Annotated in this window: 19 protein-coding genes, 2 rRNA genes and 2 other annotated features; of the genes, 20 read left to right on the plus strand and 1 reads right to left on the minus strand. The window is 31.5% G+C overall.

The genetic code is table 11. From position 1 onward, the window contains the following. The 18 genes from J3477_RS21245 to J3477_RS21330 form a co-directional block, all read left to right on the plus strand. Positions 1–351, plus strand: a 23S ribosomal RNA gene (locus tag J3477_RS21245); the annotation flags it as partial. A gap of 56 nt (positions 352–407) precedes the next feature. After that, a 5S ribosomal RNA gene (rrf, locus tag J3477_RS21250) occupies positions 408–525 on the plus strand. 290 nt (positions 526–815) lie between these two features. Beyond that, positions 816–1,448 carry a tRNA-uridine aminocarboxypropyltransferase gene (locus J3477_RS21255; protein WP_206872202.1) on the plus strand — a complete coding sequence of 211 codons (633 nt, stop codon included), beginning with the start codon at positions 816–818 and terminating at the stop codon, positions 1,446–1,448. 299 nt (positions 1,449–1,747) lie between these two features. Further along, positions 1,748–3,454, plus strand: coding sequence for a methyl-accepting chemotaxis protein (locus J3477_RS21260; protein ID WP_206872204.1), 1,707 nt, complete (start codon positions 1,748–1,750; stop codon positions 3,452–3,454). A gap of 198 nt (positions 3,455–3,652) precedes the next feature. Then, entirely contained in the window at positions 3,653–4,807 is a 1,155-nt protein-coding gene (locus J3477_RS21265; RefSeq protein ID WP_206872206.1) for a PucR family transcriptional regulator, read from the plus strand. Positions 4,808–5,068: 261 nt separating this feature from the next. Further along, a complete protein-coding gene (locus J3477_RS21270; protein ID WP_206872209.1) occupies positions 5,069–5,449 on the plus strand; it encodes a hypothetical protein in 381 nt (126 codons plus the stop codon). A 340-nt stretch (positions 5,450–5,789) separates the two neighbouring features. After that, complete coding sequence (locus tag J3477_RS21275; protein ID WP_206872211.1) at positions 5,790–7,115, plus strand: aminotransferase class III-fold pyridoxal phosphate-dependent enzyme; 1,326 nt, start codon at positions 5,790–5,792, stop codon at positions 7,113–7,115. A gap of 14 nt (positions 7,116–7,129) precedes the next feature. Further along, the gene (locus J3477_RS21280; RefSeq protein WP_206872213.1) at positions 7,130–8,281 is read left to right on the plus strand and encodes an iron-containing alcohol dehydrogenase; all 1,152 of its coding nucleotides are present in this window, start codon (positions 7,130–7,132) and stop codon (positions 8,279–8,281) included. A gap of 265 nt (positions 8,282–8,546) precedes the next feature. Continuing rightward, entirely contained in the window at positions 8,547–9,380 is an 834-nt protein-coding gene (locus tag J3477_RS21285; RefSeq protein ID WP_206872215.1) for an ABC transporter ATP-binding protein, read from the plus strand. 2 nt (positions 9,381–9,382) lie between these two features. Beyond that, positions 9,383–10,162, plus strand: a complete 780-nt coding sequence (locus J3477_RS21290; protein ID WP_206872217.1) for an ABC transporter permease — start codon at positions 9,383–9,385, stop codon at positions 10,160–10,162. Positions 10,163–10,177: 15 nt separating this feature from the next. After that, positions 10,178–10,945 carry an ABC transporter permease gene (locus J3477_RS21295; RefSeq protein ID WP_206872220.1) on the plus strand — a complete coding sequence of 256 codons (768 nt, stop codon included), beginning with the start codon at positions 10,178–10,180 and terminating at the stop codon, positions 10,943–10,945. A gap of 30 nt (positions 10,946–10,975) precedes the next feature. Continuing rightward, positions 10,976–12,010, plus strand: a complete 1,035-nt coding sequence (locus J3477_RS21300) for an ABC transporter substrate-binding protein (protein ID WP_206872221.1) — start codon at positions 10,976–10,978, stop codon at positions 12,008–12,010. Between the two features lie 255 nt (positions 12,011–12,265). After that, entirely contained in the window at positions 12,266–13,633 is a 1,368-nt protein-coding gene (gene hydA, locus J3477_RS21305; RefSeq protein ID WP_206872223.1) for a dihydropyrimidinase, read from the plus strand. Positions 13,634–13,706: 73 nt separating this feature from the next. After that, complete coding sequence (preA, locus tag J3477_RS21310) at positions 13,707–15,221, plus strand: NAD-dependent dihydropyrimidine dehydrogenase subunit PreA (RefSeq protein WP_206872225.1); 1,515 nt, start codon at positions 13,707–13,709, stop codon at positions 15,219–15,221. A gap of 177 nt (positions 15,222–15,398) precedes the next feature. Then, positions 15,399–16,619: a Zn-dependent hydrolase gene (locus J3477_RS21315; protein WP_206872226.1), complete on the plus strand. Its 1,221-nt coding sequence runs from the start codon at positions 15,399–15,401 to the stop codon at positions 16,617–16,619. A 227-nt stretch (positions 16,620–16,846) separates the two neighbouring features. Further along, positions 16,847–17,713, plus strand: coding sequence for a phage holin family protein (locus J3477_RS21320; protein WP_206872228.1), 867 nt, complete (start codon positions 16,847–16,849; stop codon positions 17,711–17,713). A gap of 387 nt (positions 17,714–18,100) precedes the next feature. Then, positions 18,101–18,327: a binding site (T-box leader), on the plus strand. A gap of 66 nt (positions 18,328–18,393) precedes the next feature. Continuing rightward, positions 18,394–18,616 (plus strand) — a binding site (T-box leader). A 242-nt stretch (positions 18,617–18,858) separates the two neighbouring features. Further along, complete coding sequence (gene thrS / locus J3477_RS21325) at positions 18,859–20,622, plus strand: threonine--tRNA ligase (RefSeq protein WP_228731332.1); 1,764 nt, start codon at positions 18,859–18,861, stop codon at positions 20,620–20,622. A 216-nt stretch (positions 20,623–20,838) separates the two neighbouring features. Next, entirely contained in the window at positions 20,839–21,243 is a 405-nt protein-coding gene (locus J3477_RS21330) for a PTS sugar transporter subunit IIB (protein WP_206872230.1), read from the plus strand. Positions 21,244–21,417: 174 nt separating this feature from the next. On the opposite strand, the gene J3477_RS21335 is transcribed toward J3477_RS21330, so the two are convergent. Continuing rightward, positions 21,418–21,807, minus strand: a complete 390-nt coding sequence (locus J3477_RS21335) for a hypothetical protein (RefSeq protein ID WP_206872232.1) — start codon at positions 21,805–21,807, stop codon at positions 21,418–21,420. 439 nt (positions 21,808–22,246) lie between these two features. On the opposite strand from J3477_RS21335, the gene J3477_RS21340 reads away from it, so the two are divergent. Both J3477_RS21340 and J3477_RS21345 read left to right on the plus strand, forming a co-directional pair. After that, positions 22,247–22,435 (plus strand): ferredoxin, encoded by a 189-nt coding sequence (locus J3477_RS21340; protein ID WP_206872234.1) that lies wholly within the window; start codon positions 22,247–22,249, stop codon positions 22,433–22,435. Between the two features lie 532 nt (positions 22,436–22,967). Next, on the plus strand, positions 22,968–25,682 hold the full coding sequence (locus J3477_RS21345; protein WP_206872236.1) for a PAS domain-containing sensor histidine kinase: 2,715 nt from the start codon (positions 22,968–22,970) through the stop codon (positions 25,680–25,682). The last annotated feature ends 41 nt before the right edge of the window (positions 25,683–25,723 follow it).

Genomic DNA, 25,723 nt, shown 5'->3' on the forward strand with positions numbered 1-25,723 from the left:
GGCTGTTCGCCCATTAAAGCGGCACGCGAGCTGGGTTCAGAACGTCGTGAGACAGTTCGGTCCCTATCCGTCGCGGGCGTAGGAAATTTGAGAGGAGCTGTCCTTAGTACGAGAGGACCGGGATGGACTGACCTCTGGTGCACCAGTTGTTCCGCCAGGAGCATAGCTGGGTAGCTACGTCGGGAAGGGATAAACGCTGAAAGCATCTAAGCGTGAAGCCCACCTCAAGATTAGATTTCCCATAGCGTAAGCTAGTAAGACCCCTCGAAGAACACGAGGTTGATAGGTCGGAGGTGTAAGCATGGTAACATGTTCAGCTGACCGATACTAATAGGTCGAGGGCTTGACCAATAAATGTTATTACAAAGTTAACTTAAGTGCAATTTTGAAAGAATATCTTTCAAAAATCTAGTAATGATGCGTCTAAGGGTTACACCCGTACCCATACCGAACACGAAGGTTAAGACTTAGACGGCTGATGGTACTGCATGGGCGACTGTGTGGGAGAGTAGGTGGTTGCTAGGTAATTAGTATCTTAATGGTACGCAGAAGACTTCACGAATGTGAAGTCTTTTTTTATGCATAAGAAAAGTATGTAATTTTATTTAGCTAAACTTAGAAATTTTAATTGATTTTGAAGATTTTAAGATATACAGTAAAAATGATGGTAGGTTTTTCAGTAGATTAATGAAGCACGCAATTGGAAGGAAGATTAATTTTACTAATTATAAGTCATGTTTGAGGTTAAGTTAAATAGTGTAGTTTATTTTAAATTAATGTAATATTAATAGAGAAAATAGATCTAAGGAGATAAAATGGGTTCGATTTATAAAGTTAAACAAATCACAAAACTATATCAAAGTTGCGATAAATGTGGTCTTCCTGATATAAATTGTATTTGTAATACAATTTCAAAAATTAAGACTAAAGCAAAAATATGGATACTATCAACTGAAAGAGAATTATATAGACCTTCAAATACTGCAAGAATTTTAAAGTTAGTTAACCCAGAATCAACAGAAATATATTTATGGGAGAGAACTAAAAAGCCTGAGGAATTAATTAAAAATATACAGCAAGATATTTATGATGTATATCTTATTTTTCCTGAAGAAAATAGCTATATAGTAAAAACTAAAGTTGAGCATAGTAATACAGATAGAATTCCAGCTTTTATTCTTTTAGATGGAACTTGGAAGGAAGCAAAGAAGATACTAAGGAAAAGCGATTATCTAAAAGGAATTCCGAGAATTTCATTGAATCCTAGCTTCAAATCAGAATATGATTTAAGAAAAGGGATCATTGAAGGAAACTTATGCACTATTGAAGCAGCGATTGAAGTATTAAAACAAAATAATGATTTAGAAAATACTATTTTGATAAAAAAAGCTTTTGATTTATTTAGAGCTGGATTTAAAGCTGGTATTACTGCACAGAAAATAAAATAGTAAAAGTTTAAATTATAAAGTTTAATGTAAATTAAATAGATAATTTTAGTAGTTTATTAAAAGAAGTCATTTTTGACTTCTTTATTTTTTAGCACTAATAACTCTTATGTACTAGGAAATAAAAATTTGTTTATATAAAATAATTTAAGTTATAAATAAAATATTCAATTGGACGATAATTAACTAATAGTAAGTATTATTTAAAAAATACTTTTAATTATTTTTTTTAAATATATTAAAATTATAATTAAAAGTATATATGAACTATAAAAATAATAGAGTGTGGAGGAAAAGATATAATGGGGAAGAGAAAAGGTATGAAAAATGTTAAGATAGTTCATGGAATATCGGCACTTTGGGCAATTGCTGTAGTCTCATTACTAATAGTTGGTTTAGTATCTTTATCTGGTATGAAAAAAATAGATACAAATATTGAGTATATCAATAATTACGAATTAAATAATATAAAAATCTTAGGGGATATAAATGGATCTTATAATGGGATGAGAAATGTGGTTACAAGAATAATCGACAGAGCTTATGATGAGGTTCAAATCAACGAAGTAAACACTACAAGTGAAAATATTAATAAACTTATGGATCAGTTAACAACTTCTAATTATACAGATGAACAGAAACAGATATTGAAAGAACTTAAGGAATCTTTTTCACAGTACATGGGCAAGTTCCCTGAATTGAAAGAAGCAAGAAAAAGTGGACAAACAATGACAAAGGAATATATGGATGAATATATTAAATATGGTAATCAAGTAAGTAAAGCTATTTCAAATCTTGTTGATAGTGAAAAAAAATCTGCTGATCTTATTAGTCAGAATAGTAGAGAACAATATAATTCTACAAAAAATACATTTATGGCTCTTTCTATAGGAATAGTTATTTTGGTATCAGTTATTTCTTTAGTAATACTTTTATACATAAGAATGTCTATAAAAGAATTTACAACTCAATTGAAATCAGTTGCAGCTGGAGATTTCACTTTAGAAATAGATACTACTCAAAACAATGAATTCGGAATAATGAAGAAAGAATTAGCTACAACTGTAAGCACTATTTCAAGTGTGTTAGGTGAAGTTAAAGAAGACGTAAGTAATATGAATGAGCAAGCCTTATCTTTGTCAGCTATTTCTGAAGAGATGACTTCATCATCTCAAGAGGTAAGTAATGCAATACAGGAAGTAGCGGTGGGATCTTCGTCGCAAGCAGAAGAATTGATGGTTATATCTGGAGTTGTAAATGAGTTTGGAGAAGAAATAGAGGAAGTTTCAACAGTAGTGAACGATGTTAATGAAACAGCTGGAAATATAAATTCAATGGCTAATATAAGTAATCAGCAGCTACAAAGCCTTGTAAAATCCATATCAACTATTAATGAGTCTTTTTCAAAGGTCGCATCGAAGATTGATCATCTAGGAGATAATATTAAAGAAATAAATAGTATTACCGAATTGATAAACAGTATTTCAGAGCAAACAAATCTTTTAGCTTTAAATGCAGCAATAGAAGCTGCAAGAGCAGGAGAAGCAGGAAAAGGCTTCGCTGTGGTTGCAGATGAAATAAGAAAATTAGCAGAACAAAGCAAAACATCTTCAACCGAAATAAATACTTTACTTGGAGAGATTTCAAAGGAGACTACCGAAGTCGTAAGTACTACCAATGTAGTTAGTGATGAGTTTACTGGTCAAATAAGTATAATAGACAACTCAATAAATTCATTTAATAATATTATGAAATCCGTAGAAAAGTTATTGCCTATGCTAAATAATGTAAATGGCTCTATGAATAAAATAAATGATGAAAAAAGTGAAATAATAAGTAGAGTTGGTAATGCATCTGCAGTAGCGGAAGAGAATTCAGCATCAGCTGAAGAAATAACAGCTTCATCTGAACAAATGAGCAGTTCATCAGAAGAAGTAGCCAATTCAGCACAAGTACTTTCACAAATGTCTAGTAAAATAGTAGAGGCAATTAATAGATTTAAGATATAGCTTTAAGGGTATGAAGAACTTAATTACTCACATAGGAATTTAAAAAATTAATATTTATCTTTAAAAATGGTTTTACGCTTAAGTGTAAAACCATTTTTTATATTTATGCATAGTATTCATTAGTATTTGCATTCTTATGCGATAAAGTTTAAAATATAATAAATCTAAATAGATATAAATGATAAGGGGCGATCAATTATGTCAATTACTGTAGGGAAATTGTTTGGAAATGGGGCTGTTTTATATCAAATGAAATTGTTAGCAGGACAGAAGGGTCTTAATAATCTTGTAGAGTGGGTGCATATTATCGAAAATGATGAGGTCAGTAATTTTCTTCATGGAAACGAAGTAGTGCTTACTTCAGGAATACTGAATAACTCAGAGACTTGGTTATTAGAGTATACTAAAAAGTTGTATATCGCTGGGACAAGTGCTTTTGTTGTTAATATAGGACCGTATACAAAGTTTATTCCTAAAGAAGTAATAGAATATTGTAACGAAGTAAATATGCCACTTTATACTATTCCTTGGGAGACGAGAATGGTGGATATTACAAGAGATATTTGCTATCGTATTATGCAGAGAGAACAGGTTGAAATGAGTATTTCAGCTACTATAAAAAATATAATATTTAAAATTGGAGATTTGGAAACACATATTTTACAACTTGAACGTTATGGTTATTTGAGAGATAGCCATTTTTGTTTTATTGTGATGTCTTTTAAAAATGAGAAAAATAATGATGAAGTCATTAATATGAATAAGGTAAAGATGTATTCTGAAAGAATTGCTAGAAGTATCCATGAACTTTATATATCTTTTTCTTATAATGATTGTTTAGTTTTACTTCTTGTTAATTACGGTAATTATGATCTTGAGAATTTTGTAAATACCTTCTTTAAAAGTTTTCCTGAACCTTCCTTTAAGGTTCATATGGGAGTGAGCGAAAATAATATAGGAATTGAAAGACAGGCGGAAAACTTTAACAATGCTTTTACAGCTATGACCATGGCAAGAAAGCAGCATAAGGACGCAATATATTATGATAAACTTGATATTTATAAGCTGTTTTTAAATTCAAATGATAAGGAGGTTTTGAAGAGGTTTTACAAGGATACCTTAGGTAAACTTGAAAAGTATGATTTGGAAAATAACACAGACCTTATGGATTTTTTATATATGTATTTGAAGAACAATGGCAGTCAAAGCCTTGTTGCTGAGAAGCAATATATTCATAGAAATACAGTTAATAATCAGCTTAAAAAGATTGAGAAAATAACAGGCTGTAATATATTAGATTTGGACGAAAAACTTAGATTTTACTTAGCATTTTTTATTAAGGATATTATATAAAATAAGGAATCAAACATCTCCAGTAAAATTTATTATTTTTATTCGAAAGTAATAGATTAAAAATCGATTTGTGCTTAAGTGTGGTGATAGGGGAACTTCATTTGAAGTTTCCTTTTGTACATTTAGGAATTTTTTAAATAGGATGGGATGCGACATAAATATATAAATAGAAAACAGTACTTTAAGATTAAAAATATTAGTTGTCTATGAACTTTTCATAGTAATTTAACGTATTAATACTAAACTACTAGAGGTGTTAATATGAAGAAAATAATAGTATTTTTAGGAGCACTAGTCATAATTATAATGGTTATTTTTTATTATAGTGAAAGTAATATTGTTAATATGCATACGGAAAATCAAAAAAATATTTCTAATGTAGCAAAGGATATTAGAGAAATTGCATTTGATAATCTGAGTCAATACCAGAAGGATAAAGTACTTGGGACATGGAGAGATAGTAAGCTAACTGAAGTGAAATTATCTCTAAATATGGTAATGTTTTCGGATGAATCATATATTGGGAAAGAAGTGTATTTAGTAGACTTTCCTGGTAAAGATAAAACAATGCTTCACAATAATATTATTGTGTTTATAAGTATGGATAATTACAAATTTATTGGTTATGGTCTTGTAGATTAATATAGGGGACATTTTTATAAATAATTTTCTAAGGAGAAGATAACTATGGTTTTAGCAGAAAATAAAAGTGGACAACAACTAATGATGAATAAATTTGTTATATTAATACAACATTATAAAATAGCACTTAAAAATATTGAAATTTAGATACGATTATTTAAAGCTTTACATCTCTAATATGTGCAAATGCACAAATAACTTTAGTCATTTACTCATTGAAATAGGCTAAATCACCAGTATATAATAAGTACATAATTAAATGTCGATATATTATTAAAGATAAAGCAATGGAGCTTGTTCAAAGGAACAAGCTCCGTTTGTTTTTAGGGGGATGGATAGTATGAATGCGGAAGAAATTAAGAGCACATTAAAAAAATATAATTTACAATCTTGGAGTAAACAAAGAAATTTGAATCCTATTCCAGTTGAAAAAGCTGATGGAATATATTTTTGGGATTATGATGGTAATCGTTACTCTGATATGTCTTCACAACTTGTAAATATGAATCTTGGATTTGGAAACAAAGCAATTGGAGATGCGATAAAAGAACAGGTTGATAAGTTTTGTTTTGTAGGACCTTCCTTTGGAGCAGAATCTCGCGCAAAGCTTGCTAAAAAGATAATTGAGGTAATGCCGGATAATATGGGAAAAGTTTTTTTTACAAATGCAGGTGCAGAATCAAATGAAAATGCCATCAAGATAGCGAGAATGTTCACTGGGAAATCAAAAGTGTTTAGTCGATATAGAAGCTATCATGGATCATCCTTTGGTTCAGGTAACCTTACTGGAGAGCCAAGAAGATATGCATTAGAACCTGGGATACCAGGGTTTATAAAATTCTTTGATCCATATATATACAGAGAACCAATAGAGTTTAAATCAGAAGAAGAGGCTACAAAATATTATCTTCAAAAGCTTAGAGAACAAATAATTTATGAAGGACCAGACAGCATAGCTGCAATAGTCCTAGAAACCATAACTGGTTCAAATGGTGTAATAATTCCTCCAAAAGGCTATCTTCCTGGAGTGAGAGCTTTATGTGACGAATTTAAAATTCTTATGATCTGCGATGAAGTTATGACAGGATGGGGAAGAACTGGTACGATGTTTGGTTTTGAGAACTTCGGAATAAAACCTGATATAGTAACCTTTGCAAAAGGTGTAACCTGCGGGTATGTACAACTTGGTGGTGTAGTTGTGAGCAAGAAAATTGCAGAATATTTTGATGATAATATGTTGTCTTGTGGGCTAACTTATAGTGGACATCCTTTAGCCTGTGCAGCTGGACTTGCATGTGTCAATTATTATGAGGAGGCACATATATTATCAAATGTAAAAGAAGTAGGAAAGGTTCTTGGAGAAAGGTTAGAGGAAATAAAAGTAAAGCATGCATCAGTTGGTGATGTAAGATATATTGGTTTATTCTCAGCAGTTGAACTAGTTAAAGATAAGAAAACCAAAGAACCTATAGTACCTTATGGAAGAGATCCAGAGGGAATAATGGGAAAGATTCTAGGTAAATTAAGAGAGAGAAAATTTATGACTTATACCCATGAAAACATGATTTTAGTAGCGCCACCACTTATTATAACCAAGGAACAGCTAGAGGAAGAACTTGCAAAATTAGATGAAGTACTTGATACTGTAGATAAAGAATTTATCTAGAAGAGGTGGATTAAATGGCATATGAATTCAGTTTACCAGGGCGTACTATCATAGGTGAAAATGCATTAGAAGCTAGCGAAAGCTATATTAAATCCTTTGGCAAAAAGGCCTTTATAGTTTCTGGTAAGATAGTTACAAAAACAGGACTAGTAAAAAAACTTACAGATTATTTGACTAAATGGAAGATTGATTTTGTAGTATTTAACGACATTACAGAAGAGCCTACTACAGATATGATTGAATGTGGAGTCAAAGCTTATAAAGAAGAGAAGTGTGATTTTTGCATAGCTATAGGAGGTGGAAGTCCTTTAGATAGTGGAAAAGCCATTGTAGCAATGACAAAACTGGATGGTGAAATATCAGATTATATGGGGATTTCAATTGAAGGTGATTTTCCTCCGCTAGTTTTAATACCTACCACAGCTGGAACAGGTTCCGAAGCAACTAAGCTTACAGTTATAACTGATACAAAGAAGAATATTAAAATGCTTTTAAGGGGAGAGTCACTACTACCAGATCTTGCAATTTTAGATTATAAGTTTACCTTAACTGCACCCAAAAGTATTACAGCTGCTACAGGGATGGATGCACTAACTCATGCAGTGGAAGCTTATACCTCAAGAAAAGCAAATCCTTTAACTGATACCTTTGCTTTATCAGCTATTAAGAAAATATTTACTTTTCTTCCTATGGCGTATAAAAACGGAGAGGATGAAAGAGCGAGAGAGCAGATGGTCTTAGCTGCTTATGAAGCCGGAATATGTATAAACAATTCCTCTGTTACCTTAGTTCATGGAATGAGCAGGCCAATTGGAGCACTCTTTCATGTGCCTCACGGAATTTCAAACGCCATGCTTATAAGAGAGTGCCTAGCTTATGTATTAGATGGAAGCTATGAAAGATTTGGAGCTATAGGTAAAGCAATAAATGCTGCAGATGATAAAGCAACAGATAAGGAAGCTGCGGAAGCTTTTTTAGATAAACTTACGGAGCTTTGCAAAGCATGTGAGATTCCTACATTGCAGCAATATGGTGTTGATAAAGAAAAGTTTAATGAATTAGTAGACAAGATGGCACAAGATGCAATAAATAGTGGAAGTCCATCAAATACTATAAAAGAAGTTAAGAAAGATGACTTGGTAAATATATATTATAAGTTATGGTAGTACTCAAATTATGCTATAGTCACATAGTTTAAAGAGTTTTTAAAATATTAAAAATACTTTAGATTCAACAAAGTATATTAAGTATTATATGATAAAGTTATTTGCAACGGCGCAAAACTATAATGGTTTTGCGCCGTTTTGTGTTAAATATGGAGTATTTGGGTGTGCTATCTATTTTAAAAATTTTTATGGTTTTTAGTGAGAGGTTTTAAAAATATAAGTTTAATACGAAGTATGCATCTATATTAGGAGGAGGTAAAAACAGATGAGTATGTTCAGTGAAATAGATTCAGAGTTTGAAGTAAGCGATTTTCCTATTAAAGGAAAAGAAAAAGTAGAAATAAAGATTGAAAATTTAAGTATGGTTTACCATGATAAAAAAGGTGGTACACCGGTAACTGCTCTTAAAAATGTTAATTTGGATATTAAAGAAGGCGAATTTATTTCTTTGTTAGGACCTTCTGGATGCGGAAAAACAACTCTTCTTAGAATAATAGCGGATCTTTTGCAGCCAACAGATGGAAGTATAACTGTAAGAGGTCAAAGTCCAAGAGAAGTAAGACTTCAAAGAAAATACGGAATAGTATTTCAAAATCCTGTCTTATATGATTGGAGAACGGTAAGAAGAAATGTTTGTATGCCGATGGAGCTAATGGGAATGAAAAAATCAGATAGAACCGCACAAGTAACTAAGATGCTAGATTTAGTTGGACTTACTAGCTTTGGTAAGAAATATCCTTATGAATTAAGTGGGGGAATGCAGCAAAGGGTTGGTATTGCAAGAGCGTTGGCTATCAATCCTGAGATACTTTTAATGGATGAACCCTTCTCAGCTTTAGATGAATTTACTCGTGAAAAACTTCATGTGGATCTTCTTGATATTTGGAAAAAAACAAAAAAGACAGTAGTATTTGTAACTCATAATATTTCCGAAGCTGTATTTTTATCGGATAGAGTAGTAGTTTTATCACCTCATCCAGGGCGCGTATCAGGCGTAATTGATATAGAGCTTCCTAGACCTAGAAATATGGAATCAAAGCAGTCACAAAAATTCTACGATTATATAACAAAAATTCGAAATACCTTTGAGGGGGTGTGAGAATGATAAGTAAAAAAGAAAGATATAAGGTGAATTTGGTTTGGACAGCAGGCTTATTTCTTTTTTGGGAAATAGTAGCGTTTTTATTAGATAAGGTGGCCCATGATCCAATGGCAGATGTAAAGCTTCCATATCCACATAATATCATCATTTCTATAGTGCATAATTTTTCAGAGCTAATAAGTGCAGCTGGACTTACGTTTTCTAGAGCTGTATTAGGGTTTGTAATTGGGGCAGCTATAGGCTTTATTTTAGCAATTATCATGAGTTTATCAAAAATAGCTGAAAAAATAGCATTGCCTTACTTGATTATTTCTCAAATGATACCTGTACTAGGGCTAGCACCTATTATCTTTACTCTTGTTAGAGATATGAATACTTCTAGAATAGTTATTGCTGCATATATAACCTTTTTTCCTGTTTCAGTTAATATGCTTAGCGGGCTAAATAGTGTGGACAGTGAGAAAAAGGAACTTCTATATTCCTACGCTGCAAAGAAAAAAAGTATTTACTATAAACTTATGATTCCTTTTAGTATGCAATACCTTTTTGCAGGACTAAAAATAGCTGCACCAATGTCAATCACTGCTTCAATTTTAGTAGATATGCTCGGTTCCAGTGGAGGAATAGGCGTAAAGCTTCTTTATTCTTTATATTCGGGAATAAAGGATGTATTTTGGGCATCGGTTGTTACTAGTGCACTTATGGGAATTATAAGCTACTTTATAGTTATTCTTATAGAAAAGATTTGTATGCCTTGGAAAAAACAAGTGTCATCCTAGAAAGGAGAATACTAAATGGGAGAAAAAATCAAAAATGTGTTGTGGCCTTTGGTTTTTGGAATATTAGTAATATTTTTATGGGAAAAAGGAATTATACATGATGCGCTAGGGTTTAAGCCTTTTCAATTACCTATACCTTCTCAAATTATTAGAACTTTGAATACAAATCTAAGTAAGACTTTAGGGGATACCTTGATTACAGTTTCAGGTGCTTTAGTAGGATTGATTATTGGTTGTACCATAGGATTTTTAGTGGCAGTAATAGCTACACAGTTTCCTAAATGGGGATATACAGGCTTAAGTGTAATAGCTGCTTTTAATGCTGTTCCAATAGTTGCTTTGTCCCCTATAATGAACAGATGGTTTACCAGTGGTTTTGCTCAAAAGGTTGGAGTTGTAACGGTTATATGTATGGCTGCTATGGCAATCAATGCATATAGAGGCTTAAATGACTTAAAACCTTTTGCAAAAGATCTGTTGGAATCCTACGCTGCACCAGAAAGAGTGATATTTTTTAAACTCCGTTTGCCAAACTGTTTACCAAGTATATTGACTGCTTTAAAGATTAATGTGGCTGCTGCAATAATGGCAGCTATGATAAGTGAGTATTTTGCTGCATCAACGTCAGGAATTGGATTTGGCGTGAAAGACAATTTAAGAAAGGGAATGACGGCTATGGGATGGTCTTATATAGTTATGGCTGCATTAGTTGGAATAATTCTTTACTTAATTGTTTTATTGGTAGAACGCAGAGCTATAAGATGGCATGCTTCACAAAGATAAATTGTAACAAATAAAAAGGGGGAATATTTAATGAAAAAAAAATTAGGAGCATTAGTTTTGAGTGTAGTAATGATTGGGGCTTTACTTACAGGATGTGGTTCAACAAAGACAACGGAATCAGCAACAAAAAGTACAGGTGAGCTTCAGAAGGTAAAGCTTCAATTAAAGTGGCTGCCGCAATCTCAATTTATGGGGTATTATGTGGCAAAAGAAAAAGGTTATTACAAAGATGAAGGCATTGATATCGAAATTCTTCCAGGAGGAAGTGATATTATTCCAGAACAAAATGTTTATAATGGAGTAGCCAATATAGGAGTTACTTGGGTTTCAAGCTTAATGACTTATCAAGCCCAAGGGTATGAGCTTCAAGAGATAGCTCAAGTATTCCAAAAGTCAGGACTACTATTAGCTTCAAAGAAATCAGCTGGTATAAACTCAGCAGCAGATTTAAAAGGCAAAAAAGTTGCTAACTGGTTCGGTGGTAATGAATATGAAGTCCTTGCATTACTTAAGAAATATAACTTAGACAAAGAAAAAGATTTAAAACTAGTACAACAGGATTACACCATGGACCAGTTAAAAGAAGGTTCGGTTGATGCAGCTTCAGCAATGACTTACAACGAATTTGGACTACTGCTTGAAAGTGGGATAAAGAATGAGGATTTAAATGTAATTGATATGAATAAAGAAGGAGTTGCTATGCTTGAAGACTGTCTGTTTGTAAATTCAAAATGGGCATCTGAAAATAAGGACTTAGTGGTACGTTTCTTAAAAGCTTCGTTTAAAGGATGGGCAGATGCAGTTAAAGATCCGGAAGCTGCAGGAAAAACCGTGTATGAAGTGAATAAATCAGTATCTTTAGATCATCAAGTTTATATGGCAAAAGAAGTTGCAAAGCTTGTATCTCCACAAGGTTTCGATACTAAGAAAATAGGTGAGATTGACACAGCTGCAGTAAGACAAACAGCTGATTTCTTAAAGTTATATAACAAAGACTTAGCAAAAGCTCCAGTTGTTGATGATACAACCTTTAACTCTTCATATTGGAAGGAAGCTACAAAATAAAATATTAATAAGATTCAGATTGACTTTGGTGATATCTGAATCTTATTAGCAAAGTATGCTTTTTAAAAATTATAATAATTGTGAGCTTTAATATTAATTTTCACTTTAGTAAAAATTTAAAATTAATAGGATACTTTTATTGAAAACAATGAAGCCTTATAGATAGCTAATTCAATAATAATTAGTTACCTATAGAGCTTTATACTAAGCAGTGATCAATTAATATAATGTAATAAAAATGAGAGGAGATTATTTATGGATTTAATAATAAAGAATGGAACAATAGTAACTTCCACAGAATCTTATGTGGCTGATATAGCTATTAAAGCTGGCAAAATAGCGGCAATTGGAAAAGAATTTTCAGAAGTGGGAGTAGAGGTAGTAGATGCATATGGGAAGTTGGTATTACCTGGTGCAATAGATGCTCATACTCATCTTGCAATGCCCTTTGGTGGAACTGTTTCTGCAGATGGATACCTATCTGGTACAAGGGCGGCAGCATGTGGAGGTGTTACTACAGTTTTTGATTATCCTATGCAAAGAAAAGGAAATGGAATACTCGATACTGTTGAGTCAAGAAAAGCTATGTGTGATCCTGAGGCTTGTGTTGACTATGCATTTCATTGCATTATAACAGATTTAAATGATGATAAGATCCTAGATGAATTTGAAGCTGCTGTTGATTATGGTATTACAAGCTTTAAATGCTTTTTAGTATACAAGAAAGAAGGTATGATGGTAGACGATGCTACTCTTGTGAAGATACTATTAAAAGCAAAAGAAACTGGAGCAATAACAAATATCCATGCAGAAAACCCAGATTTAATTGACTTAAATATAGAACAATTTTTAAGAGAAGGCAAGACTTCAGCTTGGTATCATTATCTAAGCAGACCAGAATTTGTTGAAGCTGAAGCAGATAAAAGAGCTGTACATTTAGCAAAATCCATAGAAGCGCCACTATATATAGTTCATATGGCAGATAAAGAAGGCTTAGAAGCTGCAGTTGCTGCAAAGGTGGAGGGACATGAAATATATATTGAAACTTGCCCTCAATATTTAGAGTTTACCTGTGAGGTTTATAAAAGAGAAGATGGAAGAAACTTTGTATGTTCACCTCCAATGAAAGCACAAGAAAGTCAAGATGCATTATGGCATGCAATAAAAGTTGGTTTGATAGATACTGTAGCAACAGATCACTGTCCATTCCAAAGTTATGAAAAAGACTGGGGAAAAGATGATTTTACTAAAATACCTAATGGATGTGCAGGAGTTGAAAATTTATATCCATATATGCTTTCAGCAGCAAATGAAGGGAAGATTACTTTTAATCGTGCAGTTGAGCTCTGTTCTACTAATCCAGCAAAGATATTTGGATGTAACAGTAAAGGATCTCTAACAGTTGGGAAGGATGCAGATATAGTAATTTATGATCCGAATAAGGAGTTTACGATTTCAGTTGAAAACATGCATTCAGATTATGATCATACAATTTGGGAAGGTAAAAAGCTTCATGGTTATCCTGTTAAAACCTTTGTACGAGGAAATTTGGTATACAATGATGGAGAATTTGTTGGAAAGCCAGGAATAGGGCAATTTGTAAAGAGAGTAGCACATAAATAGAAAAACATAAGTTAAATGAAATGGCAGATTTGTAATATCAACTATGAACAAAATAAACTCGGGAGGCGTGGACATGTATAGTTTATTATATAAAGATATTTCAATTAGAGAAGATGTAGCTGGATGCCTGTTATGTCATGATGCACCTTGCAGTAAAGCTTGCCCAAAGCTTCTTAAAACAGATGGTATTATTCGTTCCTTAAGATTTGAAAATAGATTTGGTGCAGTAAATAGACTGCCAGACAAACTTCCCTGTGATGACTGCGATACAAAGGAATGTATGGAAGCCTGTATAAAAGGTAAAATAAATGAACCAGTTCAAATTGATAGAATAATTAAAGCAATTTCAAATGAACCAAGGGTAAAAGAGTCTGAGGTTGATTTATCTATAGAATTTTGTGGGGTTACATGCGAGAATCCATTTTTTCTCTCATCCTCAGTAGTAGGTAGTAACTATGATATGGTAGCAAAAGCTTTTGAAATGGGCTGGGCTGGGGTTGCTTTTAAAACAATTGGTATGTTTGTACCTGAAGAGGTTTCACCAAGATTTGCTGCGCTAAATAAAGAAAGTGTACCTTTTGTAGGATTTAAGAATATTGAGCAAATTTCAGACCATACCTTAGAAGAAAATATATCTTTCTTGAAGCGATTAAAATTACAATATCCTTCTAAAGTTATTGTAGCATCTATTATGGGACAAAATGAAGAGGAATGGACTAAACTTGCTGAACTTATGACGGATGCGGGGGCAGATATCATAGAATGTAATTTTTCATGTCCTCATATGACCAATAGTGGCGTAGGTTCTGATGTTGGTCAAAACCCTGATTTAGTAGCTTTGTATACTAAGGCTACAAGAAAAGGAACTCATCTTCCAATCCTTGCAAAAATGACTCCAAATGTGGGAAATATGGAGATACCTGCAATAGCTGCAATGGAGGCTGGAGCCACTGGAATTGCAGCAATAAATACCATAAAAAGTATTATGAATGTAAATCTATCTTCTTTTACATCTGAACCCAATGTAGAAGGGAAAACTAGTGTTGGAGGCTATTCTGGAAAGGCAGTAAAACCCATAGCACTACGATTTATTCATAATATGAAAGCCTGCGAAGCTTTGAAAAATGTGCCAATTAGCGGTATGGGTGGAATTGAAACTTGGAAAGACGCAGCAGAATTTTTATCTTTAGGTTGTGAAAATCTTCAAATAACTACATCAGTTATGCAATATGGCTATAGAGTTATAGAAGATCTTATTGAAGGAATGAAATTATATTTGAGTTATCAAGGTTATAAAACCGTCACAGAATTTATTGGCAAAGCTTTACCTAATATTGTAGCAGCAGACAAGCTTGAAAGAGATTCTATTTGCTATCCTAGGTTTGATAGAGAAAAATGTGTAGGTTGTGGTAGATGCTATTTATCTTGCTATGATGGTGGGCATCAAGCTATAAAAGTTAGTGATAGCAATAGAACTCCTATATTAATTGTTGATAAATGCGTAGGCTGTCAGTTATGTGTAACAGTATGTCCTGCAGAAGCTATAGCTTCAGGTAAGAGAGTCAAAAAGAAATTACCAAAGATATAGATGAACAACTTCATAACCAAAGGTCTATTTTCAAAAACTCCGATCAGAACTCAGAGGAGTTTTGAAAATAGACTTAGGATTGAATTGCTTTATATTTATTAGAGATGCAGGTAAATATATAGATATTTGAAAAGTTATAGCGAAAATGTACTTTGAAAGTTTAAGGAGGGTATTTTTATGTTAACATGCAATAAAGAAAGGTTAGATGATAAAATAAAAACTTTTAGCAAATTTGGAGATACTGGTAAGGGTGGCATTACAAGATTATCCCTTTCACCAGCAGCCTTGGAAGCAAGAGAAGAATTTTGTAAGAGATGTAAAGCTCTTGGAATGGAAATAAAGACAGATGATATGGCAAATATCTACGCAACGATACCAGGAGAAGAAGGTCTGCCAGCAATTATGATGGGATCACATATGGATTCAGTAAAGCAAGGTGGAAATTATGATGGAATCCTTGGAGTTCTTACTGGATTAGAAGTTGCAGAAACTATTGTTACTGAAAAAATAGAACATAAGCACCCCATTACAGTGGTAGTTTGGACAAATGAAGAAGGAGCACGCTTTGATCCAGCTATGATGTCTTCTGGAGTTATAACTGGAAAATTTGATAAGGATATTATGTTAGCCTCTAGAGATATTGATGGAATAACCTTCAAAGAAGCACTGGAAGCAAGTGGGTATATGGGGAATATTGAAAATAGAGCAACTGCTGAAAAGTATAAAGCATTAGTTGAACTTCATATTGAACAAGGTCCAGTACTTGAAGCAGAGAAAAAAGATATAGGAATCGTTGAAGGAGTATGCGGAATGGTAAATTATGAATTCACATTTGTAGGTCAAGCAGATCATGCAGGAACTACTCCTATGAAATATAGAAAAGATGCTTTATTCGCTGCATCAAAGGTTATTCAATACTTGCATGATGAGCTAGATAAATTGGATAGTAAGCTTGTGTATACTACAGGGCGAATGAATGTTTCTCCAAATATCCATACTATAATACCAGACAATGTTAAATTCACATTGGATGCAAGACACCAAGATCCAGAGGTGGTAAAGCAAGTTGTAGAAATAATAAAGAAAGTTCCAGGTGTTGTAGAAAAATGTGAAGTAAGTTGCAAAAAGTTATGGGCCCGTAACACGGTGAAGTTTTATCCTGAATTTGTTCATTACGTAGAAAAGAATGCTAAGGAATATGGATATTCTTCAATGAAAATATACAGTGGTCCAGGGCACGATGCTCAGTTTATCACTGATATAATTCCTACTACTATGATTTTTGTTCCAAGTGAAAAAGGTCATAGTCACTGTGAAAAAGAATTTACCCCATTAGAAAGCTGCGTAAAAGGAACAAATGTGTTACTACAAACCGTTCTAGACATTGATAAGAGTTAACTTATAATAGTATTTTAGAGGTGCCTTAATTATTTTAATTAAAGTACTTCTTTTTATTTAATAAATAATTACGAAATTTCTTTTTTGACAATTGTTATTCTATCACAATTAACAATGTTCTGAATAAAATTTAATATAAATGAATTTTCATTTTTATAATGCGCAACGTAACCTGAGCTTTATTAAAAAAGAAAAAATATTAAGCAAAGGAGAAATCACGTGATTAAATGCAGGAACTATATAAGTTAGAAAATGCTTGGTATGTAAAAATAATATTTGCTGCAATAACTACTTTATTTGCACCGTTTAAAATAACCATACTTGTGCTATGCGCGATGATAATAATTGATACTATAACTGGATGTATTTATGCTGCTAAAATTAAAAGACTAAACAGTAGAGGGTTAAGAAGAGGTTTAGATAAAATATTGATGTATTCAGTCTGTATTATTATAGTAAGACTTTTAGAAATAGGTATTCAACCACTTTTTACAACAACTATTCTTACAGAATTTATTACTGGATATCTTATTTTAACCGAAAGCTTTAGTGCTTTAGAAAATCTTAATTCCTTAGGTGCTCCCTTACCATTAAGAATTAAAAAAATAATCTTAGCCAATATCAAAAATGATGCCTTAAGACAAATTGTAATTGATGATGAAAATAAAAAGGATTACAATGATGAAATATTAGATATAAAACAGTATTGCATACCTAATATAAATGATGAAAAAATTAAAACAGTTATGCTAATGATGATAAATGAGTGGACAAAATTTATAAATATACTGGACAAAGAATTAGATGAGGCTGAAGGGTACAGCAATGATTTGATATTATGTAAGGTTTTATCTTTGTTAGAAGCTACGAAAAAGATTACTAGAGAGATTTGGATAGACGAAGGTGTATCAAAGACTTATATGGAAAAATTCATGATTTATCATAGGCCTAGATTGGACAAGTATTTAACAGAACTGGAAGGTATATGTGAAAGCAACGATTCCATTGAAAATAAGAAAAAGCAAATAACAGAAAAACTCATTATATTAATGTATCTCACTGTTTCAGATAGTCAAAAATGTATAAGTGAATAAAAGTGAAGTGTAAGTTTCTACTTTTTTAGTTATATAGAGTTCCTAACTCAACTATTAATTTATACATGCAAAAGGTTATAGGTCCGTAATTTTCAAACAAATATAAATTAAGTTTCGATACAGGAACTCTTTAATTAAATTTTAAACCATATTTCCAAGGAAAATGAGCTGAATATATTATGGAAGATGAAGAACTTTCGGTAATGTCTCTCATAATAGATAACTGAAACTAGAAATCAATGTTCTTTACAAGGATTAGAAGGCAACTTTATGATTGAGATGCATAGAGCTGTCTTCTTATTATCTCTAATTGAAATTTATATATTTTTCCGTAGTAATTAAATAAAGTGTTGACAAAATAATTTTTAAAGAATAGTATATATATTAATAAAAACTATGAAGAGGAAGAGTAAATAATTTACTGTTGAAAGAGAGAGAAACTCACTGGCTGAAAGGTTTCTTAAATAAGTATTATTGAAAACCACCTCTGAGTTGACTGCTGAAATATATAGTAGGTAGTTCCGTAAACTTGCGTTAAAAGTGTTGAGTGATAGAAGTAGCTAATTAAATACTTCTGTAATTTGGGTGGAATCGCGATTATACTCGTCCCTTATAGGGGATGAGTTTTTTTATTGTATAGAAAATCATAAAATTTTTAAACTAGTTTTAAAATTGAATATTTAAAAGCTATGAAGAGGAAGAGTAGGTAATTTACTGTTAAAAGAGAGAGAAACTCATCGGCTGAAAGGTTTCTTAAGCAAGTATTAGTGAAAACCACCTCTGAGTTGATTGCTGAAATTTTAGTAAGCAATTTACGCAAATCTGCGTTATGGATTTTGAGTGACGGTAGTGTAGTATAGCTACTGTAATTTGGGTGGAATCGCGATTAAACTCGTCCCTTATCTTAGGGGCGGGTTTTATTTTTTTATTCTTTAAAAATCAAGAATTTAATTAGATATACGGGTAAATATGTGTAACAAGTTTAAAACATGAAAAATTTAAAGATTAAAAAAAGAATGAAATGGCGCCTGTCAAATTTTCCGTATATACATTCGGAAAGGAAGATGCTCAAAAAACTCACTGAAGAAAGTCGCTTCAACGACTTTATATATATTAAAATAAAATTTTATAAAAGGAGGATTATCATGTTAAAAGTTATTTTAAAAGATGGAAGTGTTATTGATTCAAATGAAGAAGATGGAAGAAGGGCCTTAAGACACACCGCAGCACATATATTAGCTCAAGCGGTAAAACGTCTATATCCAGGTGCTAAACTTACGATAGGTCCAGCAATTGATAGTGGATTCTATTATGATTTTGATATGGAAGAAACACTTACTATAGATTCGCTTAAAGCAATTGAAGAAGAAATGAAGATAATAATTAAGGAAGACTTAAAACTTGAGAGAAGTGTATTATCTAGAGAGTTAGCTTTAAAGCTTATGGAGGAAAAAGATGAAAGTTATAAGGTTGAACTTATAAATGATTTACCAGAAGATGAAGAGTTAACTTTCTTTAAACAAGGAGACTTCATTGATTTATGTGCAGGTCCACATGTACTTTCTACTTCAAAGGTAAAGGCGGTTAAACTGTTATCAGTTGCAGGAGCTTATTGGAGAGGCAATGAGAAAAATAAGATGCTCCAAAGAGTTTATGGTACTGCCTTTGTAAAAAAGAGTGAATTAGATGAATATTTGAACATGTTGGAAGAAGCTAAAAAAAGAGACCATAGAAAGCTTGGAAAAGACCTTAAATTATTTTCTTTAATGAATGAAGGTCCAGGATTTCCATTCTTTCTTCCAAATGGAGTAGTGTTGAAAAATAAGTTAATTGAGTACTGGAGAGAGCTCCATAGAAAGTATGGATATGAGGAAATTGAAACACCACTTATATTAAACAGAGAGTTATGGCAGACTTCAGGACATTGGTATCATTATAAGGAAAACATGTACACAGTAAATATTGATGAAGAGGAATATGCTATAAAACCAATGAATTGTCCTGGTGGAATGTTAGTATACAAATCTGAGTCACATTCTTACAGAGAGCTTCCAATTAGAGCTGCAGAACTGGGAAGAGTGCATAGACATGAGCTTTCTGGTGCTTTACATGGACTTATGAGGGTAAGAGCCTTTACTCAAGATGATGCACATATATTCATGTTACCTGAACAGATCAAGGACGAGATAAAGAGCGTAATTAAACTTATAGATGAAGTATATGCTCGATTTGGTTTTAAATATAAGGTTGAACTTTCAACAAGACCAGATAATTCTATGGGAAGTGATAGTGAGTGGGAAATGGCTGAAGAATCACTTAAAAATGCCTTAGAGGAAATAAATATGTCTTTTAAGATAAATCCAGGAGATGGAGCTTTTTATGGTCCTAAAATAGATTTTCATCTTGAAGATAGTATTGGCAGGACATGGCAATGTGGCACAATACAGCTTGATTTTCAACTTCCTCAAAGATTTGATTTAGAGTATGTTGGGAGTGATGGTGAAAAGCATAAACCTATTGTTATACACAGAGTAATATTCGGAAGCATTGAAAGATTCATAGGAATACTAATAGAACATTTTGAAGGTAAATTTCCAACTTGGATATCACCGGTTCAAGTTAAAGTGCTTCCTATTTCAGATCAGTTTAATGAGTATGCAGATGAAATAGCAAAAAAACTAGAAGAAAATCATATTAGAGTAAAGATAGATGACAGAGTTGAGAAGATAGGTTATAAGATTAGAGAAGCTAGAAATGAAAGAGTTCCTTATATCATAATTGTGGGAGAAAAAGAAAAAAGTACAAAAACAATTTCACTTAGAAGTAGAAAAAATGGTGAAGAAGGTTCCGTAAGTATAGAAGAATTTATATATAATATCAACAACGAAATTAAGTTAAAGCTATTATAATACAAAGTTATTTTTAGATTATACAATATACAGGATAATTAGTTTAATATAAAAACTAATATCCTGTTTTTTCATTTAGAAGATAAAAAGCTATTAAGTAAATTGATATTTAAATGAATTAATTGTACCTGTTTAGGGATATGAGTTTATGCTATAATAGTAAGACATATAAGTGTGAAAACGTTATACTGCAATTGTTTATATGGGGGGATTAAAATGATAAAAATTCTTTTATGTTGTCTTGGAGGATTCTCTTCAAGTGCTTTAGCTCAAAAAGTTGAAAAGGAAATATTGGACAATAATATGCAAAATGATTTTTATATCGAGTTTTCACCATTTCAATTAGCTTTGAAGAAAGTTTCAGAGTTTGACATTATAGTATGTTGTCCTCATCTAATTACAGATGTAAAAAAAATCATAAAAAATTCAAATCCTGATATACCTATTTATGTTCTTCCACCAAGGATGTATGGAATGATGAGTTTTAATGAGTTATCATTAGATGCTGTTGATGCTATTGAGTTATACAAAAATAATAGAATAAATCCAGTGTATTTTCCTGGAGAGGAGAATACCTTAAGGGTTACTAGACATGTAGCTTATAGAAAAACTAAAGGTTAACCATATATTTTCTAGACAAAAAAATATACAACAATGATCTAATACTGAGAGAGAATTTTAAATCACTGAATACAGAAAATCTAAGGAATAAATCCAAATAAAATGACCATCTATAATATTATAGATGGTCATTTTATTTGGATTTAGATGTGAATTTGTTAAAAAGGAGTTATTTTATTCAGTTTTAATAGTATTATCAATATTTATTCTCACAGAGATATTTAGGCTGATATCAACTTTAGCAGATGATTTTTCTAAGGATTCAAGCAATGTAATCACTTCTCTAAGACTATTTGATTTATCACTTTCTTCTGGGGAAACCTCAACTTCAGTAGGAACTTCTTCTACAACAGGTGATTCAGCAATTTCAATTTTCGGCTCTTCTTTAGTACTAGTCTCCAAAAATTCTGTTGGCAAGGCAGATGAAATAGCTTCACTAAGTAATTTAGCAGTCTTTAAAACTTGCTTCACATATTTTTTAGTAAAACCTTTACTTGCGATATCTTCTATGCTAAGGCCTTCTTCGTAAAGTTTAATAATTTCAGTCTTTTTACTAATTTTCATATATAACACCTCTTTATTATTGAATCCTATATAGATGAATTACTTCAAGCTATATTAATTAATACAGCATATTTATATTCCATTATGTAGCAAATTATTTCACTTTCCGATGAATATGAGTAAGAATAGGAAAAAAATTTCTTTGTTAAATTTGTTATGCTGTGTGAAGTGAAAAAATAAACATAAATATATATGGATTACTGTGTAATTATAAAATGATTGTGTGATGTTAATGTGATGATAGTTATCTTTTTACAAATTTTTAGAGGATATTAAAAAAATAAATTAGAAAATGCATATAGATGTGAATGAAATATTTAAGAAAAAATAGGTAAAATTGTGATTTAAATCAATGTATGATATTGAGAATTTTACTATAATTTAATTAAACAAAGCTTAAGAAATTAAACCTAATTATAAAGAATTGGAGGTATTATATATGAAAGCTTGTGTAGATAAAGAAGCATGTATCGGATGTGGACTTTGTGCAGCGATTAGCTCAAGAGTGTTTTGTATGGAGGATGATGGGAAGGCAGTTGCAATTGAGGAGGATATATTAGACTCAGAGCGTGGTGATACAGAAGAGGCAACTTGTTCATGTCCAGTTAGTGCTATAACCTTAGAGTAAGCTAAATTTTTTATATTTAAAATCAGCTTATACTTTGTAATAATGTAAAATTAATAGTTAAATTAGAAATGATACAAAAGAGAAATGTAATTTATATGGAATAAATTAATGAATATTACTTCTTTATAAGGAAAAAATAATACTTAAAAGGAGTGATTCATTATGGCAAAAAACAAGAGTAACAAACAAAATGAACAAGGAAATAATATGGAACAAAGAACAGACAGAAATCAGCTTCAAGGGAAAGGTTCCAAAAAGAAAACTAAATAGAAGTTAGTGAATATAGAAAATAAAGCTTGTAAAAATAATCCATCTGGAATCGATTTCTAGATGGATTATTTTTATGTCACATATATTAGATGTAAAGTTATTATAAAGCTCAGGAAATTTAACCACAATTATGATTATGTTTAATATAATATTGAAAAAATAATGTGAAATATGACAAAATGTAGAAAAAAACTCACTATTATAGTATATTTAATATATATTACAAATATGTTTCAAATTGCTAGGGTATGGAGGGGTTGCATTGGACGCAGATTTGATTGTCAACAAGATAGAGCCGTTCATAGTTGAAGAAAAAGGAGTAGTAATAAAAGTTGATTATAGCCTTTTGGAGTTAACTGGTTACAATGAAGGTGATTTTCTTAATAAGAGTATAAATGAAATATGGAAATTGCTAACCAGATCAGATATAGATTTTTTCAGACCGAACGAAGAAATAATTATTTTTACTAGAGATTTAGAAGTGAAGTTTATAAAGATTATAAAGATTGAAGAAAAACTTAATGAAAAAAATATATACAAGTTTATACAAAAAAAAGAATTGAATTTTGAACGAAGACATGGATTTTTAGAAAAGTTAATAGGCGACGAGAAATTTGGTATTGGGATTCATTTAGCAAACGAGTTTACTTTAATAAAGTCAAATGAAACATATTTAAAGTTTTTCAGAGAACCATTTAAAACTAAACAGATGTGTTATGGAAAAAAACTAAGTGAGTTGATTCCTGGCTTGAGCGGATCAAAGGAAGAAATTATATGGAAAGAAATAGTAAGTTCCAATCAATCCTATTATATATCAGAAAGGAAAGGCTTATTGCCAGACAATGATAGATACTGGGATTACAATATAATACCTATTTCAGAAGATGGAGAGGTAAAATATGTTGTTGCCATGATTGAGGACGTTACTGAAAGAGTTTTGAGCAGGGAACATATAAGAGTTAAAAATGAGCAGCTAGAAGCAGTTTTTGATAGTGTTGAAGATATAATTATTATGGTTGATAGAGATGAAAATTATTTAGGTGGAAATAAATCTTCTAAAACTCTTTATGATTTATATAAAAGAAATAGAAGGCTAGAGGATGCGTGCTTTAAGGTATACAATTATGATAGAGAAGAAGTGAGTTTAGAACAGCTAGATTTGAATTTAGTACGGGAAGGCAAAGCTATAAAGAAGACAAAAATAATAGTGGAACTTGAAGATAATATTAAATATTATGAATTAAGTGGTAATCCTATTTTTGATGAAAGTAGGAATGTTAACTATGGTGTTTTTATTCTTCATGACATTACTAAAGAAGTAATGAGAACAAAAGTAATTGAAAAGCAGAATCGAGAACTAGAAGCGATTATAGAATGCGTAGATGATGTTGTAACAGTGGTAGATAAAGATGGACGATATATTAGAAGGAGTACCAAAGAAGGAAGTAAATTTGCTAATGATAATCAAGTCTTTTCGCACATTTCTTCAAACACCAAGTTTTATGATTTTGATGGAAATTTAATTCCTGTTGAACAATTATGTACATCAAGGCTACTACGAGGCGAAAAGATTAAAAACTATAAAAGTATGACAACTATAGATGATAAAGAAATATATATAAGTGTCAGCGCAATGCCAATATTTGATGAATCAGGGCATTTTGAAATGGGAGTTATGGTAACCCATGACATTACGGAATTAATGCAGTCTTATGTGAAAATAGAAAAACAAAAAAAAGAACTTGAAGTTATTATTGAAAATATGAGAGATGGATTAACTGTACTTGATAAAAACGGAAATGTTATAAAGATAAATAAGGCCTTCAAAGAAATTATGAAGAAAGGAATGATAGTAAAGCCTACTTTTAGCTATGTTACTGAAACTATGAAATTTGGACAAGTATATTATAATGAAAAAGGAGAGGTTTTATCAAAAGAGGACCTACCTTCAATCAGAGTTTTGAATGGTGAGAGAGTTGAACAACAGAGGGTTATGGTTAAGAATGGAACGAAGAACTTTTATGTTGATTTCTATGGAACACCAGTTTATGACAAAAATGATCAGTTGCAGTACGGTATTATAATAGCTCATCATATTACTGAAATGATGGAAAAAGAAAAAAAAATTAGAGAGCAGCAGGAGCTTCTATACACATCAGAAAAAAGTAGAAGAGAAGCTTTAGAAAAGGCACTTATAATGAAGGATGAGTTTATATCCCTGATTACTCATGAGTTTAAAACACCTTTAAATGTTATTTATTCCGCTATACAGTTAATAGAACACGTATATATTAAACAAGTACCAGAACGTGTAAGCGATTTGATAGGGAATATAAAGCAGAATACATTTAGGCAGCTTAGGTTAGTAAATAATCTCTTAGATATAACAAGGTTGAATTCAGGTCATTTCAAGATAAATTTAAAAAATATAGATATAGTTTATTTGACTGGAATGATTACAAAGTCAGTAAAATTATATGCAAATCAAAAGAAAATCAATTTGTTTTTCAATACTAATGTAAAAAGTAAGTTGATAGCAATGGATGATGAGAAGTACGAAAGAATAATATTAAATTTACTATCAAATGCTATAAAGTTTACGCCAGAAAATGGAACAATTAATGTAAATATTAATGCAGATAATGATAAAAAACGTATATTTATTATTGTAAAGGATACTGGTATAGGTATACCAAAGGCAAAGAAAAATATAATTTTTGAAAGATTTGGTCAAGTAGACAGTAATCTATCAAGACAAGCCGAAGGCACAGGAATTGGCTTATCACTTGTAAAACTTCTGGTGGAAAACTTGGACGGATCAATAGAAGTTGATAGTGAGATAGGGGAAGGAAGTTCATTTACAGTTGAATTTCCAATGAAAGAGTATGTTGAGGATGAAAAAATATATAACTGCATAGATGCTGATACTAGATTAATAACTGCTATTAGTGTTGAATTTTCAGATATATATTTTTGATTGTTTTTTCATTTTCAAATTCATAAAGTGTTTATAATAAT

The sequence above is a fragment of the Clostridium zeae genome, assembly GCF_017312485.1.
Classification (GTDB): domain Bacteria; phylum Bacillota; class Clostridia; order Clostridiales; family Clostridiaceae; genus Clostridium_AR; species Clostridium_AR zeae.

Bases quoted from the DNA above. Each gene is read 5' to 3' on its own strand.
- J3477_RS21255 (WP_206872202.1), top strand. From the start codon at position 816: ATGGGTTCGATTTATAAAGTTAAACAAATCACAAAACTATATCAAAGT.
- J3477_RS21260 (WP_206872204.1), top strand. From the start codon at position 1,748: ATGGGGAAGAGAAAAGGTATGAAAAATGTTAAGATAGTTCATGGAATA.
- J3477_RS21265 (WP_206872206.1), top strand. From the start codon at position 3,653: ATGTCAATTACTGTAGGGAAATTGTTTGGAAATGGGGCTGTTTTATAT.
- J3477_RS21270 (WP_206872209.1), top strand. From the start codon at position 5,069: ATGAAGAAAATAATAGTATTTTTAGGAGCACTAGTCATAATTATAATG.
- J3477_RS21275 (WP_206872211.1), top strand. From the start codon at position 5,790: ATGAATGCGGAAGAAATTAAGAGCACATTAAAAAAATATAATTTACAA.
- J3477_RS21280 (WP_206872213.1), top strand. From the start codon at position 7,130: ATGGCATATGAATTCAGTTTACCAGGGCGTACTATCATAGGTGAAAAT.
- J3477_RS21285 (WP_206872215.1), top strand. From the start codon at position 8,547: ATGAGTATGTTCAGTGAAATAGATTCAGAGTTTGAAGTAAGCGATTTT.
- J3477_RS21290 (WP_206872217.1), top strand. From the start codon at position 9,383: ATGATAAGTAAAAAAGAAAGATATAAGGTGAATTTGGTTTGGACAGCA.
- J3477_RS21295 (WP_206872220.1), top strand. From the start codon at position 10,178: ATGGGAGAAAAAATCAAAAATGTGTTGTGGCCTTTGGTTTTTGGAATA.
- J3477_RS21300 (WP_206872221.1), top strand. From the start codon at position 10,976: ATGAAAAAAAAATTAGGAGCATTAGTTTTGAGTGTAGTAATGATTGGG.
- hydA (WP_206872223.1), top strand. From the start codon at position 12,266: ATGGATTTAATAATAAAGAATGGAACAATAGTAACTTCCACAGAATCT.
- preA (WP_206872225.1), top strand. From the start codon at position 13,707: ATGTATAGTTTATTATATAAAGATATTTCAATTAGAGAAGATGTAGCT.
- J3477_RS21315 (WP_206872226.1), top strand. From the start codon at position 15,399: ATGTTAACATGCAATAAAGAAAGGTTAGATGATAAAATAAAAACTTTT.
- J3477_RS21320 (WP_206872228.1), top strand. From the start codon at position 16,847: ATGCAGGAACTATATAAGTTAGAAAATGCTTGGTATGTAAAAATAATA.
- thrS (WP_228731332.1), top strand. From the start codon at position 18,859: ATGTTAAAAGTTATTTTAAAAGATGGAAGTGTTATTGATTCAAATGAA.
- J3477_RS21330 (WP_206872230.1), top strand. From the start codon at position 20,839: ATGATAAAAATTCTTTTATGTTGTCTTGGAGGATTCTCTTCAAGTGCT.
- J3477_RS21335 (WP_206872232.1), bottom strand. From the start codon at position 21,807: ATGAAAATTAGTAAAAAGACTGAAATTATTAAACTTTACGAAGAAGGC.
- J3477_RS21340 (WP_206872234.1), top strand. From the start codon at position 22,247: ATGAAAGCTTGTGTAGATAAAGAAGCATGTATCGGATGTGGACTTTGT.